We start from the raw sequence: 24,507 nt of genomic DNA, 5'->3' as shown, positions 1-24,507 counted from the left end.
GGCAGACTCGAACACATGGTCGATATGGAGCTGCGGCCCGCGGTGGAGGTCGTCGACGCCGGTGGGCGGGTGGTGCGCATCATCGACGCGCACCGGCTCACCGCCGGTGACGTGGTCGGGCACGACCTGCCCAACCGCGGGGTCGAGATCGTCGTCGAGGGCGACGGGTTCCGCGCCCGCTGGGTGCGCGGGGCGTTCAGCCTGCCCGCCTTCGCGAAGGTGTTCGCGGGCGGCGCGGCGGGCGGGGCCCTGTTCCGCCTGCTCGGGCTGCCCGGGGCGGTGCTGGGCACGATCATCGCGGTCGGGATCGCGCGCAGCACCCGGCCGGCCCGCCCCGCCGACGTCGACGATCCGCAGGTCAGCGTGCGGGAGGACGGGCCCGACCTGGTCCTGCGCTCCACCTCCCTCGCCGCCCTCGTCCTCGCGATCATGCAGCTCACCGGCGCCGACGGGCCGGTGACCGTGAGCCCCGCGGCCGGGCCCGGCGCCGGGCCGGAGGGCGTTCGCCTCGACGACGTGGGCGGCCTCGAAGACGTGGTGGCGCAGTTCCGCGACGTCGCCGTGTCGTTCCGCCACCCGGAGGTGATGGCCCGCTGGGGCGCCACCCGGCCGCAGGGCATCCTCCTCTACGGGCCGCCCGGCACCGGCAAGACGATGCTCGCCCAGGCGCTGGCCAACGAGATCGGCGCCGACCTGCGCGAGATCCGCACCCCGGAGATCCTCGACAAGTGGGTCGGCAACTCGGAGAAGAACATCCAGCGGATCTTCACCGAGGCCCGCGGCCTGCGCCGCCCGACGGTCCTGCTGTTCGACGAGTTCGACTCGATCATCAGCTACACCGGCGCCGCCTTCGACGCCGCCGGCCAGATGATCAACGCTGTGGCCGGCATCTTCAAGCAGGAGATGAACACGCTCATCGAGGCCAACCCGAACGTCATCGTGGTGGCGACGACGAACTTCCCCGACCGCGTCGACGCCTCGCTGGTGCGCTCCGGGCGCTTCGACCTGAAGCTCTCGGTGCCCGCCCCGGGCGCGCGGGCGCGGGCGGCGATCCTCGGCCGGCAGATCCGGGCCCTGATCGCGCGGCACGAGACGCCCGGGTTCCGCATGTTCGCCGACGACGTGAACCTCGACGAGCTCGCGGCCGCGGCGGCCGGGCTGACCGGCGCCGACCTCAAGGAGGCCCTGCGCCGCGCCCAGCTCGACAAGGCGATGAGCGAGGCCCGCGGCGGCGCGGCCGGCCCGATCACCCAGGCCGAGCTGCACGCCGCGATCCGGCGCCTGACGTAGGGGCTCCTCAGGCGGCCTCGAGGTAGTGCAGGACGGCGGCCACGCGGCGGTCGGTGCGGTCGTCCGGCGCCAGCTCCAGCTTGGCGAAGATGCTGCGGATGTGCTTGTGCACGGCGCCCTCGGTGACGAAGAGGCGCTCGGCGATCGCGGTGTTGCCGAGGCCCTCCGCCATCAGGGCGAGGACCTCGCGCTCGCGGGCGCTGAGCCGCTCCAGGCGCGCGCCGGGGCGGCTGCGGCTGAGCAACTGGGCGACGACGTCCGGGTCGATCGCGGTGCCGCCGCCGGCGACGCGGTGCAGGGCGGTCAGGAACTCCTCGACACGGCCGACGCGCTCCTTGAGCAGGTACCCCAGGCGCGAACCGCCGACCGCGAGCAGGTCGGTGGCGAAGGCCTGCTCGACGTACGCCGACAGCACCAGCACCGCGAGGTCCGGCCGGCGGCGGCGCGCCTCGACCGCGGCCACGATGCCCTCGTCCGTGTGGGTCGGGGGCATGCGCACGTCCACGATTGCCACGTCGGGCGCATGCTCATCGACGGCGGCGAGGAAAGTGGTCGGGTTGTCGGTGGTGGCGACGACGTCGAGGTCCTCCGCGCGCAGCAGCATCGCGAGCCCCTCCCGGAGCAGCGCGTCGTCCTCGGCGATCACGATCCGCACGGGATGCTCACTTTCAGGATGGTCGGGCCGCCCGTCGGGCTGGTCAGTTCCATGGTGCCGTCGTGGGCGGCGGCGCGCTGGCGGATGCCGGTCAGGCCGGATCCGCCCTGCTCGTCCGCCCCGCCGTGCCCGTCGTCGGCGATGGTCAGGTGCAGGCGGTCGCCGGTACGGCGCAGGCGCAGCGTGGCGTGCTCGGCCCCGCTGTGCTTGGCGACGTTGGTGAGGGCCTCGGCGGCGACGAAGTACGCCGTCGCCTCCACCGAAGCCGCGCAGCGCACCGGCAGCTCCGCGTCGACGTCGACCGGCACGGCGCAGTTGGCGGCGAGGGAGCGCAGCGCGTCGGGCAGGCTGCGGTCGGTGAGCACCGGCGGCAGGATCGTGCGGACCACGGCGCGCAGGTCGGCCAGCGCCGCCTCGGCCGCGCCCTGGGCCCGCTCCAGGATCTCGTCGGCGCGCTCCGGGTTCTTGGCCACCGCCCGCCGGGCCGCGCCGAGCAGCACGTTGACGGCCACGATGCGGTTCTGGGTGCCGTCGTGCAGGGCACGCTCGATGCGGCGCAGCTCGGTGGCGTGGGCGTCGAGGGCGGCGGCCCGGGTCGCGGTCAGCTCGGCGACGCGTAGCATCAGGTCGGTGCCGGGCGCGGGGGCGAGCAGCAGGCGCCCGGGCGCCTCCTGGAGACGGGCCATCAGCGGCGTGGCGTAGAAGACCAGGAACAGCCACACGAGCGCGAGGGCGGACACGACCAGGGCCCCGCGGTCGTCGTGGACCAGCGGGAAGCCGATCGAGGAGGTGGCCCCGTCGGGCGGGAGGAGCCGCCACCACAGCGGGAACGAGCCGTCGCGCAGCACGTTGACCGGCAGCGCGATGGCGAAGACACCGAGAAAGAGCCCAGCCGTCCCGTGTACCGCGGCCCAGGCCACCTCGCGCCGCACCGCGCGGTCGGCGACGGCGTCGCGCAGCCGGGTCGGCGCGGGCAGGTGGCCCAGCAGTTCCGGCCCGGTCTTGGAGAGCCGGTCGCGCTCGCGATCGGCGACGACGCGCAGCAGCCGCAGCGCGAACGGCAGCAGCACCAGCCCGACACCGACAACACACGCGAGCCCCGTGACCGCGGTGGTCACGAGCGCGATGAGCGCCAGGAACGCGGTGCCGAGCCCGCCGACGAGCCGCTCGAGCGCGTCGAGCGCAACGCGAAGCCGCCGCTGAGCCATCTGCCGAAAGTACAGCCTGCTCTACCCCGGTCGTCCAGTGCACGGCATCGACCGGGCGTGGGCGCGGCCATAGCGTCGTTGGCATGACGAAGAACCGGATGCTCTGGCTGGCCCTCGCCGTCGCGGCTGTGCTCAATGCCGCGCTGTCCACCGTGAACCCGTTCCTCGGCGCCGGTTTCGGCGTCGTGGTCCTCGCGTGCGCGGGCACCCTGATCCTGCGCCACTACCGGCGGGCCTAGGGGCTGTATCGAAGTGGATGGCCGGGCTGCGGCGGACTCAGACGCCGCCGGGAACCGTAGCGGTCACACCCCGATACAACCCCGGTATCGGGGCGCGCCCGGCGCGGCCCCAGCCGACGCCTGAGCCTCGCCTCGCTCCGACCCCCACTTCGACACAGCCCCTAGTGCCAGATGCGCGCGCCCGCCTCGAAGGCCTCGCGGTCGTGGACCGGGATCACGCACAGCAGGTGGCCGCCCGGGGCGCGCAGCACGTGGCAGTCCAGCCAGCGGCGCACGGGCTCGGCGCCGAGCGCGGTCAGGCGGGCCACCTCGGCGTCGAGATCGTCCGTCTCGAAGTCGAGGTGGTACCGCGCCTCGCCCTCGATCTCCTGCAGGGCCGCGTAGATCAGGCCGCCGGCCAGGCTGGTGAACTGCGGCTCGTGCGGTTCGACGGCGGCCTCGGCCCCGAGGGCGCCGGCCCAGAACGACTCCGCGGCCGGGCGGTCGGGGGCGGCGACGTCGATGATGACGGCGAAGAGTCGCGAGCGGTGCATCAGGCGTGCACGAAGGGTGTCGTGGTGGCCAGCAGCCGGAAGCCGAGGCGCTGCAGGATCGGGCTGCTGTCGTCGCTCGCGTCGACCTGCAGGTAGCGGAAGCCGGCCGCGGCGGCCTGGGCGGCCCGGTAGGCCACGACGGCCCGGAACACCCCGCGGCCCCGCCACTCCGGCGCGGTGCCGCCGCCCCAGAGGCTCGCGAACTCGGTACCGCGGTGCAGCTCGACCCGCCCGGCGCAGATCGGGCGGTCGCCGGCCAGGGCGACGACGGCCTTCACCTCGTCGGGCCGGGCGAGCAGGGTCTGCCCGGTGGCGGAGTGGTCGCCGCCGAAGACCTCGTCGTGGATGCGGACCACGAGTTCGGCGCCGTCGGCGTCGGTGACGGGCACCAGGCGTACCCCGTCGGGCGGCGCGGCGTCCTGCGGCAGCGCGCCCACCTCGGCGACGAGCAGCGCCTCGGCCGGCCCCGGCTCGAAGCCGGCGTCCAGGAGGCGGTCGGCGAGGTCGGCCGGCTCGTCGTACGAGTACAACTTCCACTCCCACGGCAGGCCGGCCTCGGCGAAGCGGCGGATCTGCGCCGCGATGACCGCGTCGGCGTCCAGCCCGCCGAGCCCGGACCAGGTGATGCCGGTCCACCCGTCGGCCGCGCGGACCACGCGCACCACGCCCGGCTCGCGCTCGACCACGGAGCCGGGCCCCTCCTGCGGCCGCTGCCGGATGTCCTGGTCGAACCGCGCGAGGATCTCGTTGACGTCCATGTCTCCACCCGATACCGGGCCGATCTCATGCGCAACCCATTTCCGCGATCAAGCCGCGACGGGCCCCGTCGTCAGCCCAGCAATGTCGGGAGGGGCAGGCCCGGCACCGACGGGAGGATCTGGGTCGGCAGGGGCAGGACCGGGCCGGTCGGGACGATCTGGGTCGGCAGGCCCGGGATGATCTGGCCGTCTCCCCCGTTGCCCGGGGTGTTCGTCGCGCCCCCGCCGCCGCCCGGGTTTCCGCCCGCGGTCGTCGCGCCCGGGGCCGGGGTCGGGGTGTCCGGGGCGGCCTCGGTGGTCGGGGGCGGCGCGCTCGTCGCGGACGGGGTGGCGGCGGCCGGGGCGGGCGGCGGAAGCTGGGACCGCAGGTCGGCGATGCGGTCGAGCAGGCGCTGGCGGGTGCCCGGGTTGTCGACCTGGGCCGCCTCGTTCGCGGCGGTGTCCAGGAGGCGGCGCGCGTCGTCGTACCGGCCGGCGGCGATGGCGTCGGCGGCCTCGGCGATGGCCTGCTCGGCGGCGCGGGCGTGGGCCTGCTCCGGGTACAACACCTGGGTGAGCGGCCACAGAGGACCGTTCGGGCCCGAGCGCTCGGCGCCCACGGCGAGGCCGGCGAGGATCACGAGGGCGGCCGCCACCGCGGCGAACGTGCGGCGCAGTCCCGCCCCGGGCCGACGTCGGCGCCGCATTTCGGAAATGTCCGTCACGACCGGCTGGAGGGCGACGGTTTCGGCCTCGGGCGCGGCGTCCCGCAACTCGGGCAAGTCCGGGCCAAGGCCCGGCGAGTCCAGGTCAAGGCCCGGCGAGTCCAGGTCAAGGCCCGGCGAGTCCAGGTCAAGGCCCGGCGAGTCCAGGTCAAGGCCCGGCGAGTCCAGGTCAAGGCCCGGCGAGTCCAGGTCGAGACCAGCCAGAGAGTCCAGGTCAAGATCCGGCAGGTCGGCCGACAGGTCCGCATGCCAATCGGCGAACAGGTCGGTCAAGGCGTCGCCCGACGGGGCGCCGGGGCGCTCCCCCCGCGCCAGGGCGTCCAGCAGAGCGTCGTCGGCGTGCAACGTGGCCAGGTCGACCGGCGTCTCGCCGCGGCTGTCCGGCACGGTCTCACCTCGATCCGTCATCGCGCCACCTCGAACACCAGCGTAAACGCGCGGAGCACCAGAGTGGTCACGCCGCCACCTCGCCCAGGGAGTCGCCGGCCAGGGTGCGCAGGCGGGCCAGGGCGCGCGACTGGTACACGCGCACCACCGCCGGCGACAGGCCGACGATCACGCCGACCTCCTCCGCCGACAGCCCGGCCGCGACCCGCAGGAGCACGATCTCGCGCTGCTGCTCGGGGAGCTGGGCCAGCAGCGCCGAGAGGCGGCGGGCCAGGTCGGTGCTCACCGCCTGCTGCTCGGGCCCCGGCGCCGCGTCCGGCCGATCGGGGAAGGTCGGGGTCGGGCCGGGGCCGCGGACCGCGGCGCGCTGGGCGTCGGCGACCTTGTGCGCGGCGATCGTGTAGACGAACGCGGTGAACGGGCGGCCCTGGTCGCGGTACCGCGGCAGGGCCCGCAGCAGCGCGAGGCACACCTCCTGGGCCACGTCGTCCGCGGTCGTGTAGGCCCCGCCGACGCGCCCGAGCTTGGCGCGGCAGTAGCGCACCACGCCCGGCCGCAGCTGTTCCAGCAGGGCCGCCGTGGCCTCCGGCTCGGACCGTACGGCGCGGTCGACGAGCCCCGGATCGAATGTTGCCGTCATCGTGAACGCACGGTAACCGCCTGCGGCCGGAACCACCACCCGGAGAAATTTCCCGGAGAAGCTGTTGCGCCCCGCCCGGAGTTCGCGATCTCACCCATGAAGGGAGGATCACATGGGCGTCGAGGTGCACGTGGAAGGGCTGACGAAGTCCTTCGGCGCCCAGCCCGTGTGGTCCGACGTCACGCTGACCCTGCCCGCCGGGGAGATCTCGGTGCTGCTGGGCCCGTCCGGCACGGGCAAGTCGGTGTTCCTCAAGACGCTCGTCGGGCTGCTCAAGCCCGACCGCGGCGCGATCCTCATCGGCGAGCACGACCTCACGCGACTGCGCGAGCGGGAGCTGTACGAGGTGCGCAAGCTCTTCGGCGTGCTCTTCCAGGACGGCGCGCTGTTCGGGTCGATGAACATCTACGACAACGTGGCGTTCCCGCTGCGCGAGCACACCCGCAAGCCGGAGCGTGAGGTGCGCGCGATCGTCTCCGAGAAGCTCGACATGGTGGGGCTGAACGGCGCCGAGGGCAAGCTGCCCGGTGAGATCTCCGGCGGCATGCGCAAGCGCGCCGGGCTGGCCCGGGCGCTCGTGCTCGACCCGGAGATCGTGCTCTTCGACGAGCCGGACTCGGGCCTGGACCCGGTCCGCACGGCGTACCTCAACCAGCTCATCATCGACCTCAACCAGCAGATCGACGCCACGTTCCTGATCGTCACGCACGACATCAACACCGCGCGCACGGTCCCGGACAACATCGGCCTGATCTACCACGGGCACCTGGCCATGTTCGGCCCGCGCGAGATGCTGCTGTCCAGCACCGAGCCGGTCGTGCGGCAGTTCCTCAACGCCCAGCGGGTCGGCCCGATCGGCATGGCCGAGGAGAAGGACGCCGACGAGCTGCAGGCCGAGGCCGACGCGGGGGTCGAGCCGCCGCCGCTGCCGCCGATCCCGCTGCAGCTGCCGCCCTCGAACAGAGCGCCGCGCAGGGCGGAGCGCCCGCCGGGCCAGTGGTGCGCGGCCAACAACATCGCCCCGCCCGAAGGGTCGTTCCGGTCATGACGGCGGTCGGGCTGTTCTTCATCTTCTCGCTCGACGCGCTGCGCGGGCTGTTCAGGAGACCGTGGCAGCTGCGGGAGTTCGTGCAGCAGGCCTGGTTCGTCAGCTCGGTGTCGATCATGCCGGCCGCGCTGGTCTCGGTGCCGTTCGGTGCGGTCATCGCGCTGCAGCTCGGCTCGCTGGTGCGCCAGCTCGGCGCGCAGTCGTTCACCGGGGCCGCGTCGGTGCTCGCGGTCGTGCGCGAGGCCGGCCCGATCGTCACCGCGCTCATCATCGCCGGCGCCGGCGGCTCGGCGATCTGCGCCGACCTGGGCGCGCGGAAGATCCGCGAGGAGCTCGACGCGATGGAGGTGCTGGGCATCGACCCGCTGCACCGGCTGGTCGCGCCGCGGATCGCCGCCACGATGCTGGTCGCGGTGCTGCTCAACGGCCTGGTGAGCGTGGTCGGGGTGGCCGGCGGCTACTTCTTCAACGTGGTGCTGCAGCACGGCACCCCGGGGGCGTACCTGGCCAGCTTCCAGGCCCTCGGGCAGCTGCCGGACCTCGTCGTCGGCGAGATCAAGGCGCTCGTGTTCGGCGCGGTGGCGGCGCTCGTGGCCTCGTACAAGGGCATGACCGCGAAGGGCGGGCCCAAGGGCGTCGGGGACGCGGTGAACCACAGCGTGGTCATCACCTTCATGCTGCTGTTCGCGCTCAACTTCGTCATCACGGCCGTGTACTTCCAGATCGTGCCGCAGAAGGGGAGCTGAGCATGGCCATCCTGAACCGGCTCGACGATCTCGGCGGTCAGCTGACCTTCTACCTGCGCGCGTTCGCGTGGGCGCCGCGGACGGTCCGGCGGTACAAGCGCGAGATCGTCCGGTTGCTCGCCGAGGTCAGCTTCGGCGGCGGCGCGCTCGCCGTGGCGGGCGGCACCGTGGGCGTCATCTGCTTCATGACGTTCTTCACCGGCACCGAGGTCGGGCTGCAGGGCTACCAGGCGCTGGACCAGATCGGCTCCAGCGCGTTCACCGGGTTCGTCTCGGCCTACTTCAACACCCGCGAGATCTCCCCGCTCGTCGCCGCGCTGGCCCTCTCGGCGACGGTCGGCTGCGGGTTCACCGCCCGGCTCGGCGCGATGCGCATCTCCGAGGAGGTCGACGCGCTCGAGGTGATGGCGGTACCGTCGCTGCCGTTCCTGGTCACCACGCGGATGATCGCCGGACTGATCGCGGTCGTGCCGCTCTACGTGGTCGGGCTGCTGTCGAGCTACCTCGCCACCCGGACCATGGCCATCGTCTACTTCGGACAGTCCGCGGGCACGTACGACTACTACTTCCACCTGTTCCTGCCCCCGGTCGACGTGCTGTGGTCGTTCGTCAAGGTGGTCGTGTTCAGCGTCATCGTCGTGCTGGTGCACTGCTACTACGGGTACACCGCGAGCGGCGGCCCGGCCGGCGTCGGCGTCGCCGTGGGGCGCGCGGTGCGCCTGGCCATCGTCGCGGTGAACGTCGTGGACTTCTTCCTGTCGCTGGCCATCTGGGGCGCGACGACGACCGTGCGGATCGCCGGATGAGAAGACTCCTGGGCCTCGCCTTCATCGTGCTGCTGAGCGCCGCGCTCGGGCTGGCCGTGCTGCAGTACGACAAGGCCTTCACCCCTGTCACGTGGGTGACCCTGAAGACCGCGCACACCGGCATGCAGCTGAGCCCGGGCGCCGAGGTCAAGTACTACGGCGTCGTCGTCGGCGAGGTGCGCAGCGTGGACAGCGACGGCTCGGGCGCGCGGCTGCGCCTGGCCCTCGACCCCGCGCCGGCGACCCAGATCCCGGCGACGGTCAGCGCCCGGCTGCTGCCCAAGACCCTGTTCGGGGAGCGCTACGTCGCGCTCATCCCCGGACCGGACGGCCGGGCCATCCGCGACGGCGACGTCATCGGCCAGGACCGCTCGGCGAGCGCCCTCGAGCTCGAGCGGGTCCTCGACGACGCCCTGCCGCTGCTGCAGGCGATCCAGCCGGACAAGCTCGCCGCGACGCTGGGCGCGCTGGCGACGGCCCTGGAGGGCAAGGGCGACCAGCTCGGCCGCGACGTGACGAACCTCGACAGCTACCTGCGGGCGCTCAACCAGGACATGCCGCTCATCGCCGAGGACGTGCGGCGGCTCGCCGCGGTGCTCGACGTGTACGACGGCGTCCTGCCGGACCTGCTCGGACTGCTGCGCGACGTGTCGGTCACCGCGGACACGGTGGTCGACCAGCGCGAGCAGCTGGCCGGCTTCTACGCGGACACCACGGCGGCGGCGGACAGCACGAAGTACTTCCTGCAGCGCCACGGCGACCAGCTGATCCGGGTCGGCGACGTGAGCCGGCCGGTGCTGGAGCTGCTCGCCGCCTACGCGCCGGAGTACCCCTGCCTGATGCAGGGCCTGGTCGCGCTGCAGCCGCGGGTCGATCAGGTCTTCTCCGGCGGCCGGATGCACATCACGCTGGAGATCACGCGGGACAACGGCAAGTACGTCAACGGCGACCAGCCCGTCTACGGCGCCCGCAACGGCCCCGACTGCCGCGGCCTGCCGAGCCCCCAGATGCCCGCGCCCGGCGCGGCGATAAACGACGGCTACGACTACGGCGCGAACCGCCCGGGCCCCGCCAAGCTCCCGGTGGGCACGGTCGTGGCGCCGCCCTCCAGCGAGGCCGGCTCGGCCGACGAGCAGAAGCTGCTCGACCCGCTGATCGGCGCGGCCGAGGGCGTGCTGCCGGCCGAGGTGCCCGACATCGCGGTACTGCTGTGGGGCCCGCTGCTGCGCGGAGTGGTGGTGAACGCGAAGTGAAGAAGGACCTGTTCAAGCTCACGCTCTTCGCCGCGGTGACGGTGCTGCTGACCGGCCTGCTCGCGCAGACCCTCGGCGCGTTCGGCGGCGGCGGCACGCGGTACAAGGCGCGCTTCACCGACGTGACCGGCCTGCTCGCCGGGGACGACGTGCGCATCGCCGGGGTGAAGGTCGGGGAGGTCGGGGCCATCCGCGTCGCCGACAACCGGGTCGCCGAGGTCGCCTTCACCGTCGACGACGCCATCCCGCTCACCACGGACGTGCGGGCGACCATCCGGTACCGCAACCTCGTCGGCCAGCGTTACGTCGCGCTGAACGAGGGCCCGGGCGACGGGCGGCCGCTGAGCGCCGGGCAGACCATCCCCGAGTCGCGGACCACCCCGGCGCTGGACCTCACGGTGCTGTTCAACGGCTTCCGGCCGCTGTTCACCGCGCTCACCCCGCAGGCCGTCAACCAGCTCGCGTACGAGATCATCCAGGTGCTGCAGGGCGAGGGCGGGACGGTGGCGAGCCTGCTGCGCAGCACCGCGTCGCTGACCGGCACGCTCGCCGACCGGGACGCGGTGATCGGCCGGGTGGTCACCAACCTCAACGCCGTACTGTCCACATTGGATGACCATCGCGGCGACCTCGACACCACGATCGCGCGGCTGCAGCAGTTCGTCTCCGGCCTCGCCGGCGACCGGGTCGCGATCGGCGACGCGCTGGCCAACGTGGGCGCGCTCACCGGGGCCACCGCCGCGCTGCTGCAGGACGCCCGGCCCTCCCTGCAGGCCGACATCGACCAGCTCGGCACGCTGTCGGGCACGTTGAACGCCAACGCGGGGGTCATCGACAAGACCCTGCAGGACCTTCCGGGCCGATATGAGCAGCTGACCCGCGTCGCCTCCTACGGCTCGTGGTTCAACTTCTACCTCTGCGACTTCGACGGCCAGGTGACGCTGGCCGGGCAGCGGCTCGACCCGGCGAGCTTCAGCTCCACGGCGGCCCGGTGCAGTACAGGAGGCGCGGCGTGAGACGCAACCCGCTCGTCGTCGGCGCGGTCGGCCTGGCCGTGCTGGTCGCGCTCGTGCTCGGCGCGTTCAAGATGGACGCGCTGACCGGGCTGACCGCCACGAGCTACCGGGCCGCGTTCCGCGACGCGAGCGGGCTGGCGCCGGGCAACGAGGTGCGGGTCGCGGGCGTGCGGGTCGGCAAGGTGACAGGCGTCGGGCTGGCCCGGGGCGGCCCCGGCCCCTACGTGCGCGTCACGTTCCGCCTCGAGGACGACAGTGTCCGCATCGGTACCGCCACGCGCGCGACGATCCGCATCAAGACGGTACTGGGGCAGAAGTACCTCGCGCTGGAGCCCGCGGGCGCCGGCCGGCTGGCCGAGAACGCCGAGATCCCCCTCGACCGCACCGCCGCCCCGTTCGACGTGGTGCAGGCGGTCACCGGCCTCGCCGACACCCTCGACCAGATCGACAGCATCCAGCTCGCCGACGCGTTCACCACGCTCGCCCAGGCCTTCGCCGACACCCCCGGCAGCGTCCAGGCGTCCCTGGACGGGCTGTCGCGGCTGTCGAAGACGGTGAGCGACCGCGACGGCGAGCTGCGGGCGCTGCTGACCCGGGCCCACGAGGTGACCGGGGTGCTGGCCGCGCGCGACGAGGAGTTCCGCAAGCTCGTGGCCGACGGCGACGCGCTGCTGACCGAGGTGAGCAAGCGGCGCGACGCGATCCACGACCTGCTCGTCGGCACCAACGCCCTCGCCACCCAGCTGGCCGGGGTCGTCTCGGACAACAAGGACCGCCTGGAGCCGGCCCTGCGGCAGCTGCGCGGGGTCGTCGGCATCCTGCAGCGCAACCGCGACAACCTGGAGCTCACCCTGCAGCGGATGGGCCCGTTCGTGGCCGCGTTCGCCAACGTGACCGGCAACGGCCGCTGGTTCGACTCCTACCTCGCCGGCCTGCTGCAGCCGTACGTGCCGAGCGGAGGGCGGTGACGTGAAGCGCCTCATCGCCTTCGGCGCCGCCGTGCTAGCCGGCGCGGCCGTGGCCCTGGTCATCGCCGGCACCGGGCATCCGCAGCGGCACCTCGTGGCCCACTTCACCCGTACCGTCGGCATCCACGCCGGCTCGTCGGTGCGCGTGCTCGGCGTGCGCATCGGCGAGGTGACCTCGGTGACGCCGCAGGGGCGCACGGTCCGGGTCGAGATGTCCTACGACGCCGAGTGGCCGATCCCGGCCGGCGCCCAGGCCCTGATCATCCCGCCCAGCGTGGTCAGCGACCGGTACATCCAGCTCACCCCCGCCTACACCGGCGGCGCGGCCCTGGCCGACCGCGCGGACCTCCCGGTCGGGCGCACCGCGGTGCCGATGGAGATCGACGACATCTACAAGGCCCTCAACGACTTCAACGAGGCGCTCGGCCCCGGCGGCGCCAACGCCGACGGCGCGCTCAAGCAGCTCGTGCTGGCCGGGCAGGCCAACCTCCGGGGCAACGGCGACAACCTGCACACGACAATCGACGGGCTGGACAAGGCGCTGACCACCCTGGCCGACGGCCGCCAGGACCTCTTCGGCACCCTGGTCAACCTGCAGGAGTTCACCACCGCCCTGGCGCAGAGCGACGCCGCGGTGCGCGCGTTCAACCAGCGCCTGGCCGAGGTCGCCGGGCAGCTCGCCGGCGAGCGCGACGACCTGGCCGCGGCGCTGCACGGGCTGGCCACCGCCCTGGCGCAGGTGACCGCGTTCATCCGCGACAACAAGGACGAGCTGGTGTCCAACGTGGACGCGCTCGCGGACGTGACCGGGGTCCTCGCCAAGCAGCAGAAGGCGATCATCGAGATCCTCGACGTGGCGCCGCTCGCGCTGTCGAATCTCAACCTCGCGTACAACCCGCGCTCCGGCACCCTCGACACGCGCGACGACGCGCTCGGCCCCTACGACGCCGCGACCTACGTCTGCTCGGTGATCGCGCAGAACGTGCCGGTGGCGCAGCTGCCGAAGGAGTGCACGGCGCTCGGCCAGACGATCGGCGGCCTCAAGCCGGCGCCGCCCGCCGTCGACACCACCAAGGCGCCGGCCGCCCCGGCGCTGCCCTCCCTGCCCGAAGTCACCCGCGACCTCACGCTCGGCGGCATCCTGCGGGGGTTGTCGTGAGAAAGTCCTTGGCCGCCGCGGCCGCCGGTGTCTGCCTCCTCGCCGGCGGCTGCGACCTCACGCTCCCGGGCGGCGCGCCTTCCGGCCCCGGGTACCACGTCACCGCCGAGTTCTCCGACGTGCTCGACCTGGTCCCGCAGGCCGCCGTGAAGGTCAACGACGTGACCGTCGGCAGCGTCGAACGGATCTCGCTCGACGGCTGGACGGCCCGCGTGCGGCTGCGCGTCGACGCGAAGGTGAGCCTGCCGGCCAACGCCACGGCCGCGGTACGCCAGACAAGTCTGCTCGGCGAGAAGTACGTGGCCCTGGAGGCCCCGGCCACCGAGGCGCCGCAGGGGAAGCTCGGCGACGGCTCGGTCGTGCCGCTGAGCCGCACCCGGCGCTCGGCCGAGGTCGAGGAGGTGCTCGCCGCGCTCGGCCTGCTGCTCAACGGCGGCGGCCTGGCCCAGCTCAAGACCATCAACGAGGAGCTGGGGACCGCGCTGCAGGGCCGCGAGCCGGCCGCCAAGGACGCGCTGCACCAGCTCGACGCGTTCGTCGGCGGGCTCGACGCGCAGAAGGCCGACATCGTGCGGGCCCTCGACGCCCTGGACCGGCTCACCGTGACGCTGTCGAAGCAGCGGGACGTCATCGGTACCGCACTGTCGTCCCTGGCCCCGGGCCTGACCGTGCTCGAGGAGCAGCGCGAGCAGCTCACCGCGACCCTGACCGCGCTCGGCGATCTGGGCCGGGTCGGCACCCGGGTGATCGAGCAGAGCCGCGACGACACGCTGGCCTCGCTCAAGGCGCTCCAGCCGCTGCTGGAGCAGCTGGTCAAGGCCGGCGACGCGCTGCCGAAGTCGCTGGACTTCCTGCTGTCGTTCCCGTTCCCGCCCAGCGTCAGCGGCGCGATCGTCGGCGACTACGTGAACCTCGGCGCGACCGCGGACATCGACGCCACCACGATCCTGTCCAACCTGCTGGTGAACACCGCCCCGCCCGTCGCCTCGACCCCGGCGCCGAAGGCCTCCTCGGGCTCCTCGGGGTCGTCCGGGGGCCAGCCCAAGACCGGGGGCTCCGGGGGCACCCAGAAGCCGCCGCCCCTCATCGGCGTGCTGCCCCTGAACTGCCTGCCGATCGGCGGCCTGCTCCCGCCCGGGTGGATTCCGCCGAAGGGCTGCGAGCTGCCGAAGGACTGCCAGATCGTGCCGCCCGGCACCAAGCCGCCGGCCGGCAGCCTGATCCCGCCCGGCGGCGTCGTGCCGCCGGGGACCGTCTTCCCGCCCGGCACGCTGCTGCCGCCGGGCACCGCCCTGTCCCCCGCCTGCCTGCTGCCCCCGGCGACCGGCGCGACAAACGGGCAGCAGGGCGGGCTCACCGACGTGCTGGGCGGAGGTCTGCTGCCGTGATCCGCCGCTCCGCCAAGCTGCAGGTGCTGGCCTTCCTCGTGGTCGGGCTCGTCGGGATCGTGTACGTCGGGCTGGAGTACGTCGGCCTGGGCGACCGCCTGCTGGGCCGCGGTACCACCGTCTACGCCGACCTGGCCCAGGCCGGCGGCCTCTTCGCCAACGCGCCCGTCACATACCGCGGCGTGCCCGTGGGCCGGGTCGAGTCGGTCGCGCTGCAGGGCGCCGGGGCGCGGGCGCGGCTGCACCTCGACGACGGGGTGCTCGTCCCGGCCGGCACCCGGGCCGTGGTCGGGCAGCGCTCGGCCGTCGGCGAGCAGTTCCTGGACCTGCGCCCGGACGGCGACGCGGGCCCGTACCTGCACGACGGCTCGGTCATCCCGCGCGAGCGCACCGGCGTCCCGCTCGCGCCGGAGACGCTGCTGGCCAACCTCGACGCGCTCGTGCAGTCGGTCGACCCGCAGGCGCTGTCGGTCGTCATCGACGAGCTCGGCACCGCCTTCGAGGGCAACGAGCAGGCGCTGCGGCACCTGCTCGACGCGGGTGAGCTGATCCTGGACTCGGCCTCGGCCACGCTGCCGCAGACCCGCACGCTGCTCGCCGACGGCCGCACGGTACTGCAGACCCAGGAAGAGTCGGCGGCCGCGATCCGGCAGTGGGCGTCCGGCCTGGCGCAGATCGCCGCGACGCTGCGCTCCTCCGACGCCGACCTGCGCCGCATCATCGCCGACGCGCCGCCGGCCGCGCGCGAGCTCGTGTCGCTGCTCGACGGCCTCGACCCGTCGATCGGGCCGCTGCTGGCCAACCTGGTCGCGGTGAACGGGGTCGCGGCCCGGAGACTGCCCGGGATCGAGCAGATACTTGTGGTGTACCCGCTCACCGTCGCGGGCGGCTTCACGGTGACGCCCGGCGACGGGACGGCCCACTTCGGGCTCGTGCTCAACGTGGACGACCCGCCGCCGTGCAAGTACGCCGGCTCGACGCGATGCAGCGCGGCCGACCAGGGGCGGGGGTCCAGCGTCCGCGGCACGAACAACGCGCCGCGGCCCGGCTCCTCGGGCGACCCGGCGCCGCCGTCCTACGACCCGGTGTCCGGCACCGTGCTCGGCTCGGACGGCAACCCGCTGCTGTTCGGCACCACCGGCGGCCAGTACGCGCTCGCCGGCGACCAGTCCTGGAAACAACTCCTGCTCGCCGGTCTCGCGCCGTGAGCCCGTCATCCCTGGAGGCTTCCGTGTCCGCAGCAGAGGAGCGCGGCCTGCGGCTCGTGCCGGGCGGCGCCGATTCCGATTCTTTTGAGGAGAGCACGCCTTCTTTGGCAGAGCACGCGGCTGCTTCTGAACGGCTCGGGCCACGCGGTGACCGCGTCGAGGCTTTTGAACGGCTCGCGCCGCGCAGCGTCCGGCGGCGGGCCGCCACCCGCCGCCGGGTCCCGAAGCGCCGCGACACCATCGACCACGTCCTGTCGCACCTGGACGAGGAGCCGGTGGTCCTGGAGGAGAAGTCCGTCGAAGACGTTACTCACGACGAGGATGACGCCGGGAAGCCTCCTCGTCGGCGAACGGCGCCGCACCGGCGGGGGCCCGCCCGCTCGGTGCGGCGCCGGGAGCCGAAGCCCCGGTTCCGCCTGCGCCGCCCGTCGCTCGCCACCGCGCTGCTCGCGCTCGTGCTCGGCGCCGCGATCGCCGCGGCCGCCGTGCTCGGTCAGCGGTGGTACGACGCCCGCACGCTCGACCGTGCGCACCAGCAGGCCCTGGCGGCGGCCCAGCAGACCACGGTCGACTTCGTGTCGGTGAGCGCGGCCAGCGTCGACCGGGACCTGCAGCGGATCGTCGCCGGCGCGACCGGCGACTTCCGCGACGAGTTCACCCGCGGCCAGGCCCAGGTGAAGGCCGCGGTCGTGGAGAACAACGTGGACTCGAGGGGCACCGTGCTGCGGTCCGCCCTCGTCTCGGGCGACCGCGAACACGCCGTCGTGCTCGTGGCGGTGGACGCGACGGTACGCAACAGCAAGGCGCCGGAGGGCCGGGCGTCGCACTACCGCATCCAGGTGGACCTGGCCCGCGACCGCGACTCGGGCCGCTGGCTCGTGGCCAAGCTGCAGTTCGTGGGCTGAGGGGAAACGACGATGAAGCGCGTTTACGTGTACGTCCTGATCGTGGCCGCACTCGGCCTGGCCGGCGCCGGCTGGTACTTCACCGACGAGCACCACCGCCGCGACGTGGCCGTGCGCCAGTCCACGGCGGCAGCAAACGCCGCGGCGCAGGCCATCTTCTCGTACGACTACCGCAGCTTCGACGCGAGCATCGCCAACGGCAAGGGGTTCACGACCGGCGGCTTCGCCGACGAGTACGCCCAGACGACGACGGCACTCAAGTCCAACGCGGTCGCCGAACAGGCGATCGTGCGAGCGGCGGTCTCGGCCACGGGCGTGGTGAGCGCCGCCCCGACGCGGGTCGAGCTGCTGCTCTACGTCGACCAGTACCGCCGCAACGCCAACATCACCGGCGAGAAGGTCGACCAGAACCGGGTGGTGCTGACCATGGTCCCGGTCGGCGGGGCGTGGAAGGTCGCCCACGCCATAGCCGTCTGACCACCGACGCGCTGCTGATCTGGGGCAGAGCCCGCCTCGGATCAGCTCGGGGCCGGCGACTCGAAGTACCCGCGTAGCTTGTCCGCGTACGGCAGGCGCTGCTCGGCCGGGGAGAAGTCCTCCTGCGGGCGGGTGAAGTAGAGGTCGTCGCCGGCGTACCGCGGGAAGACGTGCATGTGGTAGTGCCAGACGTCCTGGTTGCCGGCGGGCTCGTTGTGCTGGCGTACCGAGATCCCGTCGCAGCCGTAGGTGTGCCGCATGGCGATCGCGACGTCGCGGGCCAGGTCGTGGATCGCGTGCCCGTAGCGGGTCGGCAGGTCGTACAGGTTCTCGTAGTGGGTGTTCGGCACGACCATCACGTGACCGTGGTTCTTCGGCCACCACCGCGGCGAGACGAACGCGGTGGCCAGCTCGTCGCGCCGCACGACGTCGCGCTGCGTTCGCCGTTCGTCCTCGCCGCCCGCCACCAGCCGGCAGAAGGGGCACTCGTAGTCATCCGGCGCGTGGTTGAACATGGCACCCCCTGATCGGCTAGGAGATCTTACGGCGGAACGTGTACATGGCGAAGGTGTACGCGACCACGAGGATGCCCACGCACCAGGCGAGCGCGCCCCAGATGCCAGTGCCCGCCGGCTGCTCGGTGAACAGGGATCGGATCGCGTTCACGATCAGGGTCACCGGCTGGTGTTCGGCGAAGGCGCGCACCGGGCCCGGCATGGTGGCCGTCGGCACGAACGCCGAGCTGATGAACGGCAGGAAGATGAGCGGGTACGAGAACGCGCTCGCGCCGTCCACGGACTTCGCGGCCAGGCCCGGGATGATGGCGATCCAGGTCAGGGTGAAGGTGAACAGGATCAGGATGCCGGCGACCGCCAGCCAGGCCGGCAGCCCCGCCGCGGAGCGGAAGCCCATGACGAGGGCGACGAGCACGACGACCACGACCGAGATGAGGTTGGCGACCAGCGAGGTCAGTACGTGCGCCCACAGCACGGACGAGCGGGCGATCGGCATGGACTGGAAGCGCTCGAAGATGCCGCTCTGCATGTCGAGGAAGAGCCGGAACGCGGTGTACGAGATGCCCGAGGCGATCGTGATGAGCAGGATGCCGGGCAGCAGGTAGTCCACATAGGACTTGGCGCCCGAGTTGATCGCGCCGCCGAAGACGTACACGAACAGGAGCATGAACGCGATCGGCATGATCGTGGTGGTGATGATGGTGTCCAGGCTGCGGGTGATGTGGCGCAGCGAGCGTCCGGTCAGCACGGCGGTGTCGCCGAAGAAGTGTCTGGTCATCTCGTTTCCCCTTACTTGTCCGAGCCGGCGCCGACGAGGGCGAGGAAGACGTCCTCGAGGGTGGGCTGCTTCTCGACGTACTCGACCTTGGCCGGCGGGAGCAGCTGCTTGAGTTCGCTGAGGGTGCCGTTCACGATGATGCGGCCCTCGTGGAGGATCGCGATCCGGTCGGCGAGCTGTTCGGCCTCGTCCAGGTACTGGGTGGTGAGCAGGACCGTCGTGCCCCGGCCGGCGAGCTCCTTGACCGACTGCCACACCTCGATGCGGCCCTGCGGGTCGAGCCCGGTGGTCGGCTCGTCGAGGAAGATGACCGGCGGGTCCCCGACCAGGCTCATCGCGATGTCGAGGCGGCGGCGCATGCCGCCGGAGTAGGTCGACACCTTCCGCGCGGCCGCCTCGGTCAGCGAGAAGCGCGCGAGCAGGTCATCCGCGATCTTGCCGGCCTGCTTGAGGTGGCGCAGCCGGGCGACCAGCACGAGGTTCTCGCGGCCGGTGAGGATCTCGTCGACGGCCGCGAACTGGCCGGTGAGGCTGATTGACTCCCGCACGTCCGCCGGTCGCGTGGCGACGTCGAAGCCGTGGACGCGGGCGGTGCCGGCGTCGGCCTTGAGCAGCGTGGACAGGATCTTCACGACGGTGGTCTTCCCGGCCCCGTTGGAGCCGAGCAGGGCGAAGATGCTGCCCCTGGCCACGTCGAACTCCACGCCCCGCAGCACGCGTAGCTCGCCGTACGACTTCTGCAGGCCCTTTACCTCGATCATCTCAGCGCTTCCCTTCGGGGGGTGGTGATGCGGCGGATGGTGACGTTGCCGTAGTTGGTGTGCAGGTGGAGCTCGACCGTGCGTTCGCTCGCGGCGGCGGCCGGGTCGGGGGTGAGCTCGTTGCGGACCCGGCCGTGCGCGGAGCTGGCGTCGATCCAGGCCGCGACGCCGTTCGGGATGCCGACGTCGACGTCGGCGTGGCCGTTGTCGAGCCGGATCGTGCCGCCGCCGACCTCCCGGATGCGGATGGGCCCGTGGGCGCTGCGCGCGGTCACGTCGCCGAGGGCGCGGTCGATGGTGAGCGTGCCGGACGTGGCGGCCTCGACGTCGCCGCCCGCGGTACCGAGCTCCATGGATCCGTGCGCGGCGCGCAGCCGGGCGCTGCCGTGCACCTCGGCGATGCGCAGCACCCCGTGGCCGGCGGTGACGTCGAGGCGGCCGGTCACCTCGGCGATGTCGGTACTGCCGTAAGGCGCATCGAGCACGAGGTCGGCGACGGTGTCGGCCGTGACACCGCCGTACTTCGCGACGATGCGGGCGTCCCCGAGCACGCCGCGGGTCCGGACCGACCCGTACGCGGTCTCGACCGTCACCCGCGAACCGGTCGGCACCTCGCACCGGACGTCGACCGAGTCGCCCTTGCTGAAAAGATTGAGCCGCCGCGGTACCTTGACCCGCACCCGGCCGCCGTCGAACGACACCGAGGCCTCGCGGGCCAGCGACTCGTCGCCGCCGCGGCCGGCCTTGCTCGGCAGCACCTCGACGACGGCATCGGTACGCTCCGAGGCGACGATCTCGACAAGGCCGGCGCCGACCGTGACCTCGAGGTCGATCGGGCCGGCAACGTCGTAACTGGGCATGGCTGACCTCCACATGGGCATGCCGGATCAGTCCCGCCGCGCGGCGGGACCGTGAGGTTCGATGGGATATGGCCTAGCGGGCCCAGCCCGTGAAGCGTTCGCCCTGCTTGGTGTCGCGCCGCGGGACGCGCTGGACGCCGGGTTCCAGGGCGGCGGCGATCGCGCGGACGAACCACGAGTTCACCGAAACCCCCTCCTCGGCCGCGGCCTGCTCGGCCCGCGCCTTGAGCCGGTCCGGCAGCCGCAGCGTGGTCCGGGAGGACACGGTGTCGTCGAGCGCCGGCGCCGCGACCTCGGCCGCGGTCGGACCGGCCGCGTCCGGCGCCGGCTCGGGCCGGGTCACCGCCAGGTGCGGATCCCGTCCCCGCAGCACCACCTCGACCGACCCGGGCGCGATCTGCTGCGTGATCTCGCCGGCGACGTCGCTCAGGGCCCCGAGCAGCATGAGGCGGACCGCCGGCTCGAGAGCGACATTGAGCTGCTCCGCGACGGCCCGGGCGTCCGCATCACCGTTCACCGCCGCCGCAGCCAGCTGATTCTGGAGATCGGAGACGTACCGGTCGAGGTCCATGACACCACTGTAGCCACCGAGTGGTGTCATGACAAGGGCAAGTGACACCACATGACACCAGGCGGTCAGTCCCTGAGTTCGGCGACCACGGCCGCGTGGTCGGATGGCCACAACCCGTCAATCGGAACATTTCCGGCAACCCAGACCCGTTTGACGGAACCGCGGGAGCCGTGCGGCGGTTCGACGAGCACGTAGTCGATGCGGCAGCTCGGAAGCCCGAACGCGCGCGCATGCGGGTTGCGCGCGTCCCAGGTGTGCCCGGGATCGGCACCGCCGGTGTACCGCCACGCGTCGACGAGCACGAGCCCCTCCGCCGCGGGCGCGGTGAGCCGCCCGCCGAGCAGCCGCAGCTCGTCCGAGTCGGGCTCGGCGTTGCAGTCACCGGTCAGCACCGCGGGGTGGTCCTGGATCGTGTGCTGCGCGACGAACCGGGCCACGGCCGCGACCTGCTCGACCCGCACCGCCGAGCCCGCCGGCGCCGAGTCCAGGTGCGTGGTGAAGAACGGCACCGGCCCGCCGGGCGCGTCGACGCGCGCGAACAGCACGGTCCGCCCGTCCGGGCCGGGCAGCGCCCCGATCGCCGGCTCACCGATCGGCCACCGGCTCAGCACCGCGTTGCCGACCTCGGCGTCGGGCTCCCCGCCGCGCTCCCGCCACCGCCGCGGCGCCGGCGACGGCGCGTATGCCCAGTGCATCCCGAGCTCCGCGGCGAGAATCGCGGCCTGGTTCGCCCCGGGCGTGGCCCACACCTCCTGCAGCCCGCAGACGTCGGCCCGCTCGGCGCGCAGCACCGCGAGGATCGCCGCCTGCCGCTGCCGCCAGTCCCCGAAGCGCCACCACAGATTCCACGTGAGCACCCGCATGTGGTTCAGCTCCCGTCCCGCCGGCGCGCCAGATGGACAACGATGTCGGCGTTGACCTCGACCGTCGCTCCCAGGAACGGTGCCCGCGCGGCCCGGACCGCCGCGTCGACGGCCGGATCGGCCGGCGCGATCGGACCACCGAACGAGGCGAACACCCCGCCCGGCTCCAGCAGCGCGGCCATGCGCGACCACCGCGCCTCCGGGCTGGTCCGGTGCAGCGCCGCCGCCACGTACACGAGCCCGAAGCGCTCGCCGGGAAGCAGATCCTCGAACGCGGCCCGGCGCGTCGTGACGCCTGCTGGCACGCACCGGCGCAGCTCGGCGAGCATGGCCGCGTCGGGTTCGGTTGCCGTCACGGCGATCCCGGCCCGCGCGAACAGCCGGGTCGCCTTCCCGGTCCCGGCGCCGATCTCGAGCGCGGTGCGAACCGGCCGGCCGGCGTACCCCATGACGAGATCGAACAGCCGCACGGGATACCCGGGCCGGTACCGCTCGTACGCCGCCGCCACCGCCCTGAAGCTCAACGCGCGCTCACCCATGCCGCGATTATGTCGGGGCCACGGATGAACGATGCCGCGGTCGTCGTGGTGGAGCGGCGCTAGTCGGATGTCCGCGCGCCGCGGCGGCCCGCCAGGATGACCGTTGCCGCTACCGCCACACAGGCCAGTGCGCCCAGCGACAGCTCCAGCGGGCGGTGCACGATCCACTGTGGAATATCCCGCTGCGGTACGGCCACCGCGCCCGCGAAGGCGCCCAGCAGGCCCAGGTACGAGCCGGTCATGAAGCGGCGGTGCGTCTGCACCCGGCCCGTCAGCGCCGCCCACAGCGCGATGCTCAGCGTCACGAACGTGAAGGCCGACAGGCCGTGAATCCAGCTGAAGTGGCCCGGGTTCAGGGCCTTGACGAAGAACGAGCTGATGATGGTGAAGTACATGGCGCCGACCCACACGCGGCCCGCCACGCGGTGGGGGCGGTCGCCCCGCGTGCGGCGCAGGAGGTTGAAGGCGCCGAGCAGCAGGGAGATCGTCGCCGCGGCGGCGTGGAGCGGAATAACAACGTTATCGCGCATAACACTGTTATAGTCGCGGCCGTGGTGAACGTCAATGCCGAGCTCACCGGGCGGCTGGTCGACGCCGCGGCGCGGATTCTCGTGGACGAGGGGCCCGGCGGGCTCTCGCTGCGCAAGGTCGCCGCGGCCGCGGGGGTTTCGACGATGCCCGTGTACACGCTCTTCGGCGACAAGCAGGGGCTGCTCGACGCCATGCACCGGGAGGGGTTCCGGCGGCTGGGCGCGGCGCTCGCGGCCGCGCCGCGGTCCGGGGACGCGCTCGCCGACCTCATCGCGCTCGGGTTCGCCTACCGGGAGGCGGCGCTGGCCAGCCCGCACCTGTACGGCCTGATGTTCACCGGGGGCTTCGGGCACACGGAGGCGGCCGACGCAACGTACCGGCCGCTGGTCGCCGGGGTGGCCCGGTGCCAGGCCGAGGGCGTGTTCACCGGCGACGACCCGGAGCCCGTGGCGCTGCACCTGTGGGCGCTCGCGCACGGCATGGTGAGCCTGGAGCTGGCCGGCAAGGTGGACGGGGAGAACTTCGCCGAGCAGCTCGGCTACGCGGGCCTGCCGTTCCTGCGATAGTACGAGTGCACGGCGTCCTGGCCGGTGTAGTTCGGGCCGGCACGGTCGTCGGCGCCCAGGTACACGTAGGGCAGCGCCACGTCGCCGCGGTCGTCGCGGCCGATCCGGCGCCGGCGGCCGTCGTAGTTGAAGCCGGCGTCGCGCAGGTCCGCGGCCAGGCGGCGACCGGCGGGGGCGCCGTCCTCCAGCCGTACCGCCGCCAGGTCCAGGTCGGCGACCAGCCTTCCGCCCTCGGTCAGCCAGCCCGCCGCCCGGGCCAGCAGGCCGAGCTTGTCGCCCACGTAGTGCAGGCCGTGGATGCTGGTGATGAGGTCGTACCGCCGGCGCGGCGCCCAGGCCTGCACGGGCGCCGCGGTCAGCCGCAGCCAGGGCACGTCGGGCGCGGGGACGAAGGCGTCGACGAGGTCGACCCCCTCGACCAGCACGCGGCCCGACACGCCCTGCTCGCCGAGGCGGCCCGCGGCCTCGACCAGCGCGCGGCCGGAGCCGCAGCACAGGTCGAGCCACGCGACCGTGTCCGGCGCGCCGGTGACCCGGGCCAGCGCCGTGATCACCTCGACCGGGTTGAAGCCGAGCTCATGTTCGTAGCTGTTGACGCCGTCGAGGCCGCGTTCGCGGTTCATCGCGGAGTTCGCCACCACTGCCGATCCGGCGAGGGCGTCGTCGTCGAGCAGGGGCACGGCGACATGATCGCAGTTATCGCCGGTGGCGGGAACCCCCATGATCGTCACCGGCGCGGTCGTCGGAGCCTCCGCCGGGGTCGCCGTGGTCCTCGCCGGGCTCGGTCGTCCGGAGTCCGCCGTGGTCGTCGCCGGGCTCGGTGGTACGGAGTCCGCCGTGGTCATCGCCGGGTTCGGTGGTGCGGAGTCCGCCGTGGTCATCGACGGTGGGCGAGCCCGACGGGCTCGCCGGGTCGCCGGCCGGGTCGTCCACTCCTCGGGACGGGTTGTCCTCGGACGGGCTGGGACTGACCACTACCTGGGACGGGCGGTCGTCGTGACGGCCCGGGCCCGAGGACGCCAGGGCCGTGCCCCCTATCGCCAGGGCCGCGGCGGTGGTCGCGGTGATGATGAGGAGTCTGCGCATGGGAGGTACACCTTTCTGTCTGTGCGACGAACGGTGCCGTGCGCTTCGT

At 73.0% G+C, this 24,507-nt stretch carries 30 protein-coding genes; 14 read left to right on the top strand and 16 right to left on the bottom strand.

Going from position 1 to position 24,507, the window contains the following annotated elements:
- Positions 1 to 15 precede the first annotated feature (15 nt).
- A complete protein-coding gene (locus ACPPVO_RS12385) occupies positions 16 to 1,290 on the top strand; it encodes an AAA family ATPase (protein ID WP_426511342.1) in 1,275 nt (424 codons plus the stop codon).
- A gap of 7 nt (positions 1,291 to 1,297) precedes the next feature.
- On the opposite strand, the gene ACPPVO_RS12380 is transcribed toward ACPPVO_RS12385, so the two are convergent.
- Both ACPPVO_RS12380 and ACPPVO_RS12375 read right to left on the bottom strand, forming a co-directional pair.
- The gene (locus ACPPVO_RS12380) at positions 1,298 to 1,945 is read right to left on the bottom strand and encodes a response regulator transcription factor (RefSeq protein ID WP_360390511.1); all 648 of its coding nucleotides are present in this window, start codon (positions 1,943 to 1,945) and stop codon (positions 1,298 to 1,300) included.
- The gene (locus ACPPVO_RS12375; protein ID WP_426511341.1) at positions 1,933 to 3,153 is read right to left on the bottom strand and encodes a sensor histidine kinase; all 1,221 of its coding nucleotides are present in this window, start codon (positions 3,151 to 3,153) and stop codon (positions 1,933 to 1,935) included. Before ACPPVO_RS12375 ends, ACPPVO_RS12380 begins: the two co-directional genes overlap by 13 nt.
- An 83-nt stretch (positions 3,154 to 3,236) precedes the next feature.
- Between ACPPVO_RS12375 and ACPPVO_RS12370 the strand changes: the two genes are divergently transcribed.
- Positions 3,237 to 3,392, top strand: coding sequence for a hypothetical protein (locus ACPPVO_RS12370; RefSeq protein ID WP_426511340.1), 156 nt, complete (start codon positions 3,237 to 3,239; stop codon positions 3,390 to 3,392).
- A 161-nt stretch (positions 3,393 to 3,553) separates the two neighbouring features.
- Here ACPPVO_RS12370 and ACPPVO_RS12365 read toward each other — a convergent pair whose 3' ends face one another.
- The 4 genes from ACPPVO_RS12365 to shbA all read right to left on the bottom strand — a co-directional run bounded on the left by ACPPVO_RS12365 (position 3,554) and on the right by shbA (position 6,414).
- Positions 3,554 to 3,925, bottom strand: a complete 372-nt coding sequence (locus ACPPVO_RS12365) for a VOC family protein (RefSeq protein WP_426511339.1) — start codon at positions 3,923 to 3,925, stop codon at positions 3,554 to 3,556.
- Positions 3,925 to 4,683, bottom strand: a complete 759-nt coding sequence (locus ACPPVO_RS12360) for a GNAT family N-acetyltransferase (protein ID WP_426511337.1) — start codon at positions 4,681 to 4,683, stop codon at positions 3,925 to 3,927. Before ACPPVO_RS12360 ends, ACPPVO_RS12365 begins: the two co-directional genes overlap by 1 nt.
- Positions 4,684 to 4,754: 71 nt before the next feature.
- Complete coding sequence (locus tag ACPPVO_RS12355; protein ID WP_426511336.1) at positions 4,755 to 5,795, bottom strand: hypothetical protein; 1,041 nt, start codon at positions 5,793 to 5,795, stop codon at positions 4,755 to 4,757.
- 46 nt (positions 5,796 to 5,841) lie between these two features.
- Positions 5,842 to 6,414 carry an RNA polymerase sigma factor ShbA gene (gene shbA, locus ACPPVO_RS12350; RefSeq protein ID WP_426511335.1) on the bottom strand — a complete coding sequence of 191 codons (573 nt, stop codon included), beginning with the start codon at positions 6,412 to 6,414 and terminating at the stop codon, positions 5,842 to 5,844.
- A gap of 112 nt (positions 6,415 to 6,526) precedes the next feature.
- Here shbA and ACPPVO_RS12345 point away from each other — a divergent pair, with 112 nt between their 5' ends.
- The 11 genes from ACPPVO_RS12345 to ACPPVO_RS12295 are packed head-to-tail and all read left to right on the top strand — an operon-like array spanning position 6,527 to position 17,388.
- On the top strand, positions 6,527 to 7,462 hold the full coding sequence (locus tag ACPPVO_RS12345; RefSeq protein WP_426511334.1) for an ABC transporter ATP-binding protein: 936 nt from the start codon (positions 6,527 to 6,529) through the stop codon (positions 7,460 to 7,462).
- Complete coding sequence (locus ACPPVO_RS12340; RefSeq protein WP_360390535.1) at positions 7,459 to 8,208, top strand: MlaE family ABC transporter permease; 750 nt, start codon at positions 7,459 to 7,461, stop codon at positions 8,206 to 8,208. Before ACPPVO_RS12345 ends, ACPPVO_RS12340 begins: the two co-directional genes overlap by 4 nt.
- Before the next feature lie 2 nt (positions 8,209 to 8,210).
- Complete coding sequence (locus tag ACPPVO_RS12335) at positions 8,211 to 9,014, top strand: MlaE family ABC transporter permease (protein WP_360390538.1); 804 nt, start codon at positions 8,211 to 8,213, stop codon at positions 9,012 to 9,014.
- Positions 9,011 to 10,267: an MCE family protein gene (locus ACPPVO_RS12330; RefSeq protein WP_426511333.1), complete on the top strand. Its 1,257-nt coding sequence runs from the start codon at positions 9,011 to 9,013 to the stop codon at positions 10,265 to 10,267. The genes ACPPVO_RS12335 and ACPPVO_RS12330 overlap by 4 nt, the downstream gene beginning before the upstream one ends.
- On the top strand, positions 10,264 to 11,283 hold the full coding sequence (locus tag ACPPVO_RS12325; RefSeq protein WP_426511332.1) for an MCE family protein: 1,020 nt from the start codon (positions 10,264 to 10,266) through the stop codon (positions 11,281 to 11,283). The genes ACPPVO_RS12330 and ACPPVO_RS12325 overlap by 4 nt, the downstream gene beginning before the upstream one ends.
- Positions 11,280 to 12,251 carry an MCE family protein gene (locus ACPPVO_RS12320; protein ID WP_426511331.1) on the top strand — a complete coding sequence of 324 codons (972 nt, stop codon included), beginning with the start codon at positions 11,280 to 11,282 and terminating at the stop codon, positions 12,249 to 12,251. The genes ACPPVO_RS12325 and ACPPVO_RS12320 overlap by 4 nt, the downstream gene beginning before the upstream one ends.
- Before the next feature lies 1 nt (position 12,252).
- Entirely contained in the window at positions 12,253 to 13,410 is a 1,158-nt protein-coding gene (locus tag ACPPVO_RS12315; RefSeq protein ID WP_426511330.1) for an MCE family protein, read from the top strand.
- A complete protein-coding gene (locus ACPPVO_RS12310) occupies positions 13,407 to 14,798 on the top strand; it encodes an MCE family protein (RefSeq protein WP_426511329.1) in 1,392 nt (463 codons plus the stop codon). Before ACPPVO_RS12315 ends, ACPPVO_RS12310 begins: the two co-directional genes overlap by 4 nt.
- Positions 14,795 to 16,006: an MCE family protein gene (locus ACPPVO_RS12305; protein ID WP_426511328.1), complete on the top strand. Its 1,212-nt coding sequence runs from the start codon at positions 14,795 to 14,797 to the stop codon at positions 16,004 to 16,006. Before ACPPVO_RS12310 ends, ACPPVO_RS12305 begins: the two co-directional genes overlap by 4 nt.
- Positions 16,007 to 16,029: 23 nt before the next feature.
- Positions 16,030 to 16,911, top strand: a complete 882-nt coding sequence (locus ACPPVO_RS12300; protein WP_426511327.1) for a hypothetical protein — start codon at positions 16,030 to 16,032, stop codon at positions 16,909 to 16,911.
- A gap of 12 nt (positions 16,912 to 16,923) precedes the next feature.
- Positions 16,924 to 17,388, top strand: coding sequence for a hypothetical protein (locus ACPPVO_RS12295; RefSeq protein ID WP_426511326.1), 465 nt, complete (start codon positions 16,924 to 16,926; stop codon positions 17,386 to 17,388).
- A 41-nt stretch (positions 17,389 to 17,429) separates the two neighbouring features.
- Here ACPPVO_RS12295 and ACPPVO_RS12290 read toward each other — a convergent pair whose 3' ends face one another.
- From ACPPVO_RS12290 to ACPPVO_RS12255, 8 genes are all read right to left on the bottom strand, one after another.
- Positions 17,430 to 17,903, bottom strand: coding sequence for an HIT family protein (locus tag ACPPVO_RS12290; protein ID WP_426511325.1), 474 nt, complete (start codon positions 17,901 to 17,903; stop codon positions 17,430 to 17,432).
- A gap of 16 nt (positions 17,904 to 17,919) precedes the next feature.
- Positions 17,920 to 18,681, bottom strand: a complete 762-nt coding sequence (locus tag ACPPVO_RS12285; RefSeq protein WP_426511324.1) for an ABC transporter permease — start codon at positions 18,679 to 18,681, stop codon at positions 17,920 to 17,922.
- A gap of 11 nt (positions 18,682 to 18,692) precedes the next feature.
- Positions 18,693 to 19,442, bottom strand: coding sequence for an ABC transporter ATP-binding protein (locus ACPPVO_RS12280; RefSeq protein ID WP_426511323.1), 750 nt, complete (start codon positions 19,440 to 19,442; stop codon positions 18,693 to 18,695).
- Positions 19,439 to 20,302, bottom strand: a complete 864-nt coding sequence (locus tag ACPPVO_RS12275; protein ID WP_426511322.1) for a DUF4097 family beta strand repeat-containing protein — start codon at positions 20,300 to 20,302, stop codon at positions 19,439 to 19,441. Before ACPPVO_RS12275 ends, ACPPVO_RS12280 begins: the two co-directional genes overlap by 4 nt.
- 73 nt (positions 20,303 to 20,375) lie before the next feature.
- Entirely contained in the window at positions 20,376 to 20,873 is a 498-nt protein-coding gene (locus ACPPVO_RS12270) for a toxin-antitoxin system HicB family antitoxin (RefSeq protein ID WP_426511321.1), read from the bottom strand.
- A 65-nt stretch (positions 20,874 to 20,938) separates the two neighbouring features.
- Positions 20,939 to 21,736 (bottom strand): endonuclease/exonuclease/phosphatase family protein, encoded by a 798-nt coding sequence (locus tag ACPPVO_RS12265; RefSeq protein WP_426511320.1) that lies wholly within the window; start codon positions 21,734 to 21,736, stop codon positions 20,939 to 20,941.
- A gap of 5 nt (positions 21,737 to 21,741) precedes the next feature.
- On the bottom strand, positions 21,742 to 22,275 hold the full coding sequence (locus ACPPVO_RS12260; RefSeq protein WP_426511319.1) for a class I SAM-dependent methyltransferase: 534 nt from the start codon (positions 22,273 to 22,275) through the stop codon (positions 21,742 to 21,744).
- A gap of 59 nt (positions 22,276 to 22,334) precedes the next feature.
- Positions 22,335 to 22,805: a DUF2306 domain-containing protein gene (locus ACPPVO_RS12255; protein WP_426511318.1), complete on the bottom strand. Its 471-nt coding sequence runs from the start codon at positions 22,803 to 22,805 to the stop codon at positions 22,335 to 22,337.
- Positions 22,806 to 22,826: 21 nt separating this feature from the next.
- Between ACPPVO_RS12255 and ACPPVO_RS12250 the strand changes: the two genes are divergently transcribed.
- Positions 22,827 to 23,372: a TetR/AcrR family transcriptional regulator gene (locus tag ACPPVO_RS12250; RefSeq protein ID WP_426511317.1), complete on the top strand. Its 546-nt coding sequence runs from the start codon at positions 22,827 to 22,829 to the stop codon at positions 23,370 to 23,372.
- On the opposite strand, the gene ACPPVO_RS12245 is transcribed toward ACPPVO_RS12250, so the two are convergent.
- Entirely contained in the window at positions 23,345 to 24,052 is a 708-nt protein-coding gene (locus ACPPVO_RS12245; RefSeq protein WP_426511316.1) for a class I SAM-dependent methyltransferase, read from the bottom strand. The genes ACPPVO_RS12250 and ACPPVO_RS12245 overlap by 28 nt on opposite strands.
- A gap of 16 nt (positions 24,053 to 24,068) precedes the next feature.
- Positions 24,069 to 24,458: a hypothetical protein gene (locus ACPPVO_RS12240; RefSeq protein WP_426511315.1), complete on the bottom strand. Its 390-nt coding sequence runs from the start codon at positions 24,456 to 24,458 to the stop codon at positions 24,069 to 24,071.
- Positions 24,459 to 24,507: the final 49 nt, after the last annotated feature.

Source organism: Dactylosporangium sp. McL0621 (assembly GCF_049995355.1).
GTDB lineage: Bacteria > Actinomycetota > Actinomycetes > Mycobacteriales > Micromonosporaceae > Dactylosporangium.
The sequence above is the reverse complement of the archived record's forward strand: the minus strand, read 5'-3'. Positions and strand labels throughout refer to the sequence as shown.

Excerpts from the sequence above, each read along its gene's own strand:
- ACPPVO_RS12365 (WP_426511339.1), bottom strand. The coding sequence starts at position 3,925 with ATGCACCGCTCGCGACTCTTCGCCGTCATCATCGACGTCGCCGCCCCC.
- ACPPVO_RS12335 (WP_360390538.1), top strand. The coding sequence starts at position 8,211 with ATGGCCATCCTGAACCGGCTCGACGATCTCGGCGGTCAGCTGACCTTC.
- ACPPVO_RS12385 (WP_426511342.1), top strand. The coding sequence starts at position 16 with ATGGTCGATATGGAGCTGCGGCCCGCGGTGGAGGTCGTCGACGCCGGT.
- ACPPVO_RS12290 (WP_426511325.1), bottom strand. The coding sequence starts at position 17,903 with ATGTTCAACCACGCGCCGGATGACTACGAGTGCCCCTTCTGCCGGCTG.
- ACPPVO_RS12285 (WP_426511324.1), bottom strand. The coding sequence starts at position 18,681 with ATGACCAGACACTTCTTCGGCGACACCGCCGTGCTGACCGGACGCTCG.
- ACPPVO_RS12370 (WP_426511340.1), top strand. The coding sequence starts at position 3,237 with ATGACGAAGAACCGGATGCTCTGGCTGGCCCTCGCCGTCGCGGCTGTG.
- ACPPVO_RS12240 (WP_426511315.1), bottom strand. The coding sequence starts at position 24,458 with ATGCGCAGACTCCTCATCATCACCGCGACCACCGCCGCGGCCCTGGCG.
- ACPPVO_RS12330 (WP_426511333.1), top strand. The coding sequence starts at position 9,011 with ATGAGAAGACTCCTGGGCCTCGCCTTCATCGTGCTGCTGAGCGCCGCG.
- ACPPVO_RS12255 (WP_426511318.1), bottom strand. The coding sequence starts at position 22,805 with ATGCGCGATAACGTTGTTATTCCGCTCCACGCCGCCGCGGCGACGATC.
- ACPPVO_RS12375 (WP_426511341.1), bottom strand. The coding sequence starts at position 3,153 with ATGGCTCAGCGGCGGCTTCGCGTTGCGCTCGACGCGCTCGAGCGGCTC.
- ACPPVO_RS12345 (WP_426511334.1), top strand. The coding sequence starts at position 6,527 with ATGGGCGTCGAGGTGCACGTGGAAGGGCTGACGAAGTCCTTCGGCGCC.
- shbA (WP_426511335.1), bottom strand. The coding sequence starts at position 6,414 with ATGACGGCAACATTCGATCCGGGGCTCGTCGACCGCGCCGTACGGTCC.
- ACPPVO_RS12270 (WP_426511321.1), bottom strand. The coding sequence starts at position 20,873 with ATGGACCTCGACCGGTACGTCTCCGATCTCCAGAATCAGCTGGCTGCG.
- ACPPVO_RS12360 (WP_426511337.1), bottom strand. The coding sequence starts at position 4,683 with ATGGACGTCAACGAGATCCTCGCGCGGTTCGACCAGGACATCCGGCAG.
- ACPPVO_RS12295 (WP_426511326.1), top strand. The coding sequence starts at position 16,924 with ATGAAGCGCGTTTACGTGTACGTCCTGATCGTGGCCGCACTCGGCCTG.
- ACPPVO_RS12275 (WP_426511322.1), bottom strand. The coding sequence starts at position 20,302 with ATGCCCAGTTACGACGTTGCCGGCCCGATCGACCTCGAGGTCACGGTC.
- ACPPVO_RS12260 (WP_426511319.1), bottom strand. The coding sequence starts at position 22,275 with ATGGGTGAGCGCGCGTTGAGCTTCAGGGCGGTGGCGGCGGCGTACGAG.
- ACPPVO_RS12340 (WP_360390535.1), top strand. The coding sequence starts at position 7,459 with ATGACGGCGGTCGGGCTGTTCTTCATCTTCTCGCTCGACGCGCTGCGC.
- ACPPVO_RS12355 (WP_426511336.1), bottom strand. The coding sequence starts at position 5,795 with ATGACGGATCGAGGTGAGACCGTGCCGGACAGCCGCGGCGAGACGCCG.
- ACPPVO_RS12265 (WP_426511320.1), bottom strand. The coding sequence starts at position 21,736 with ATGCGGGTGCTCACGTGGAATCTGTGGTGGCGCTTCGGGGACTGGCGG.
- ACPPVO_RS12280 (WP_426511323.1), bottom strand. The coding sequence starts at position 19,442 with ATGATCGAGGTAAAGGGCCTGCAGAAGTCGTACGGCGAGCTACGCGTG.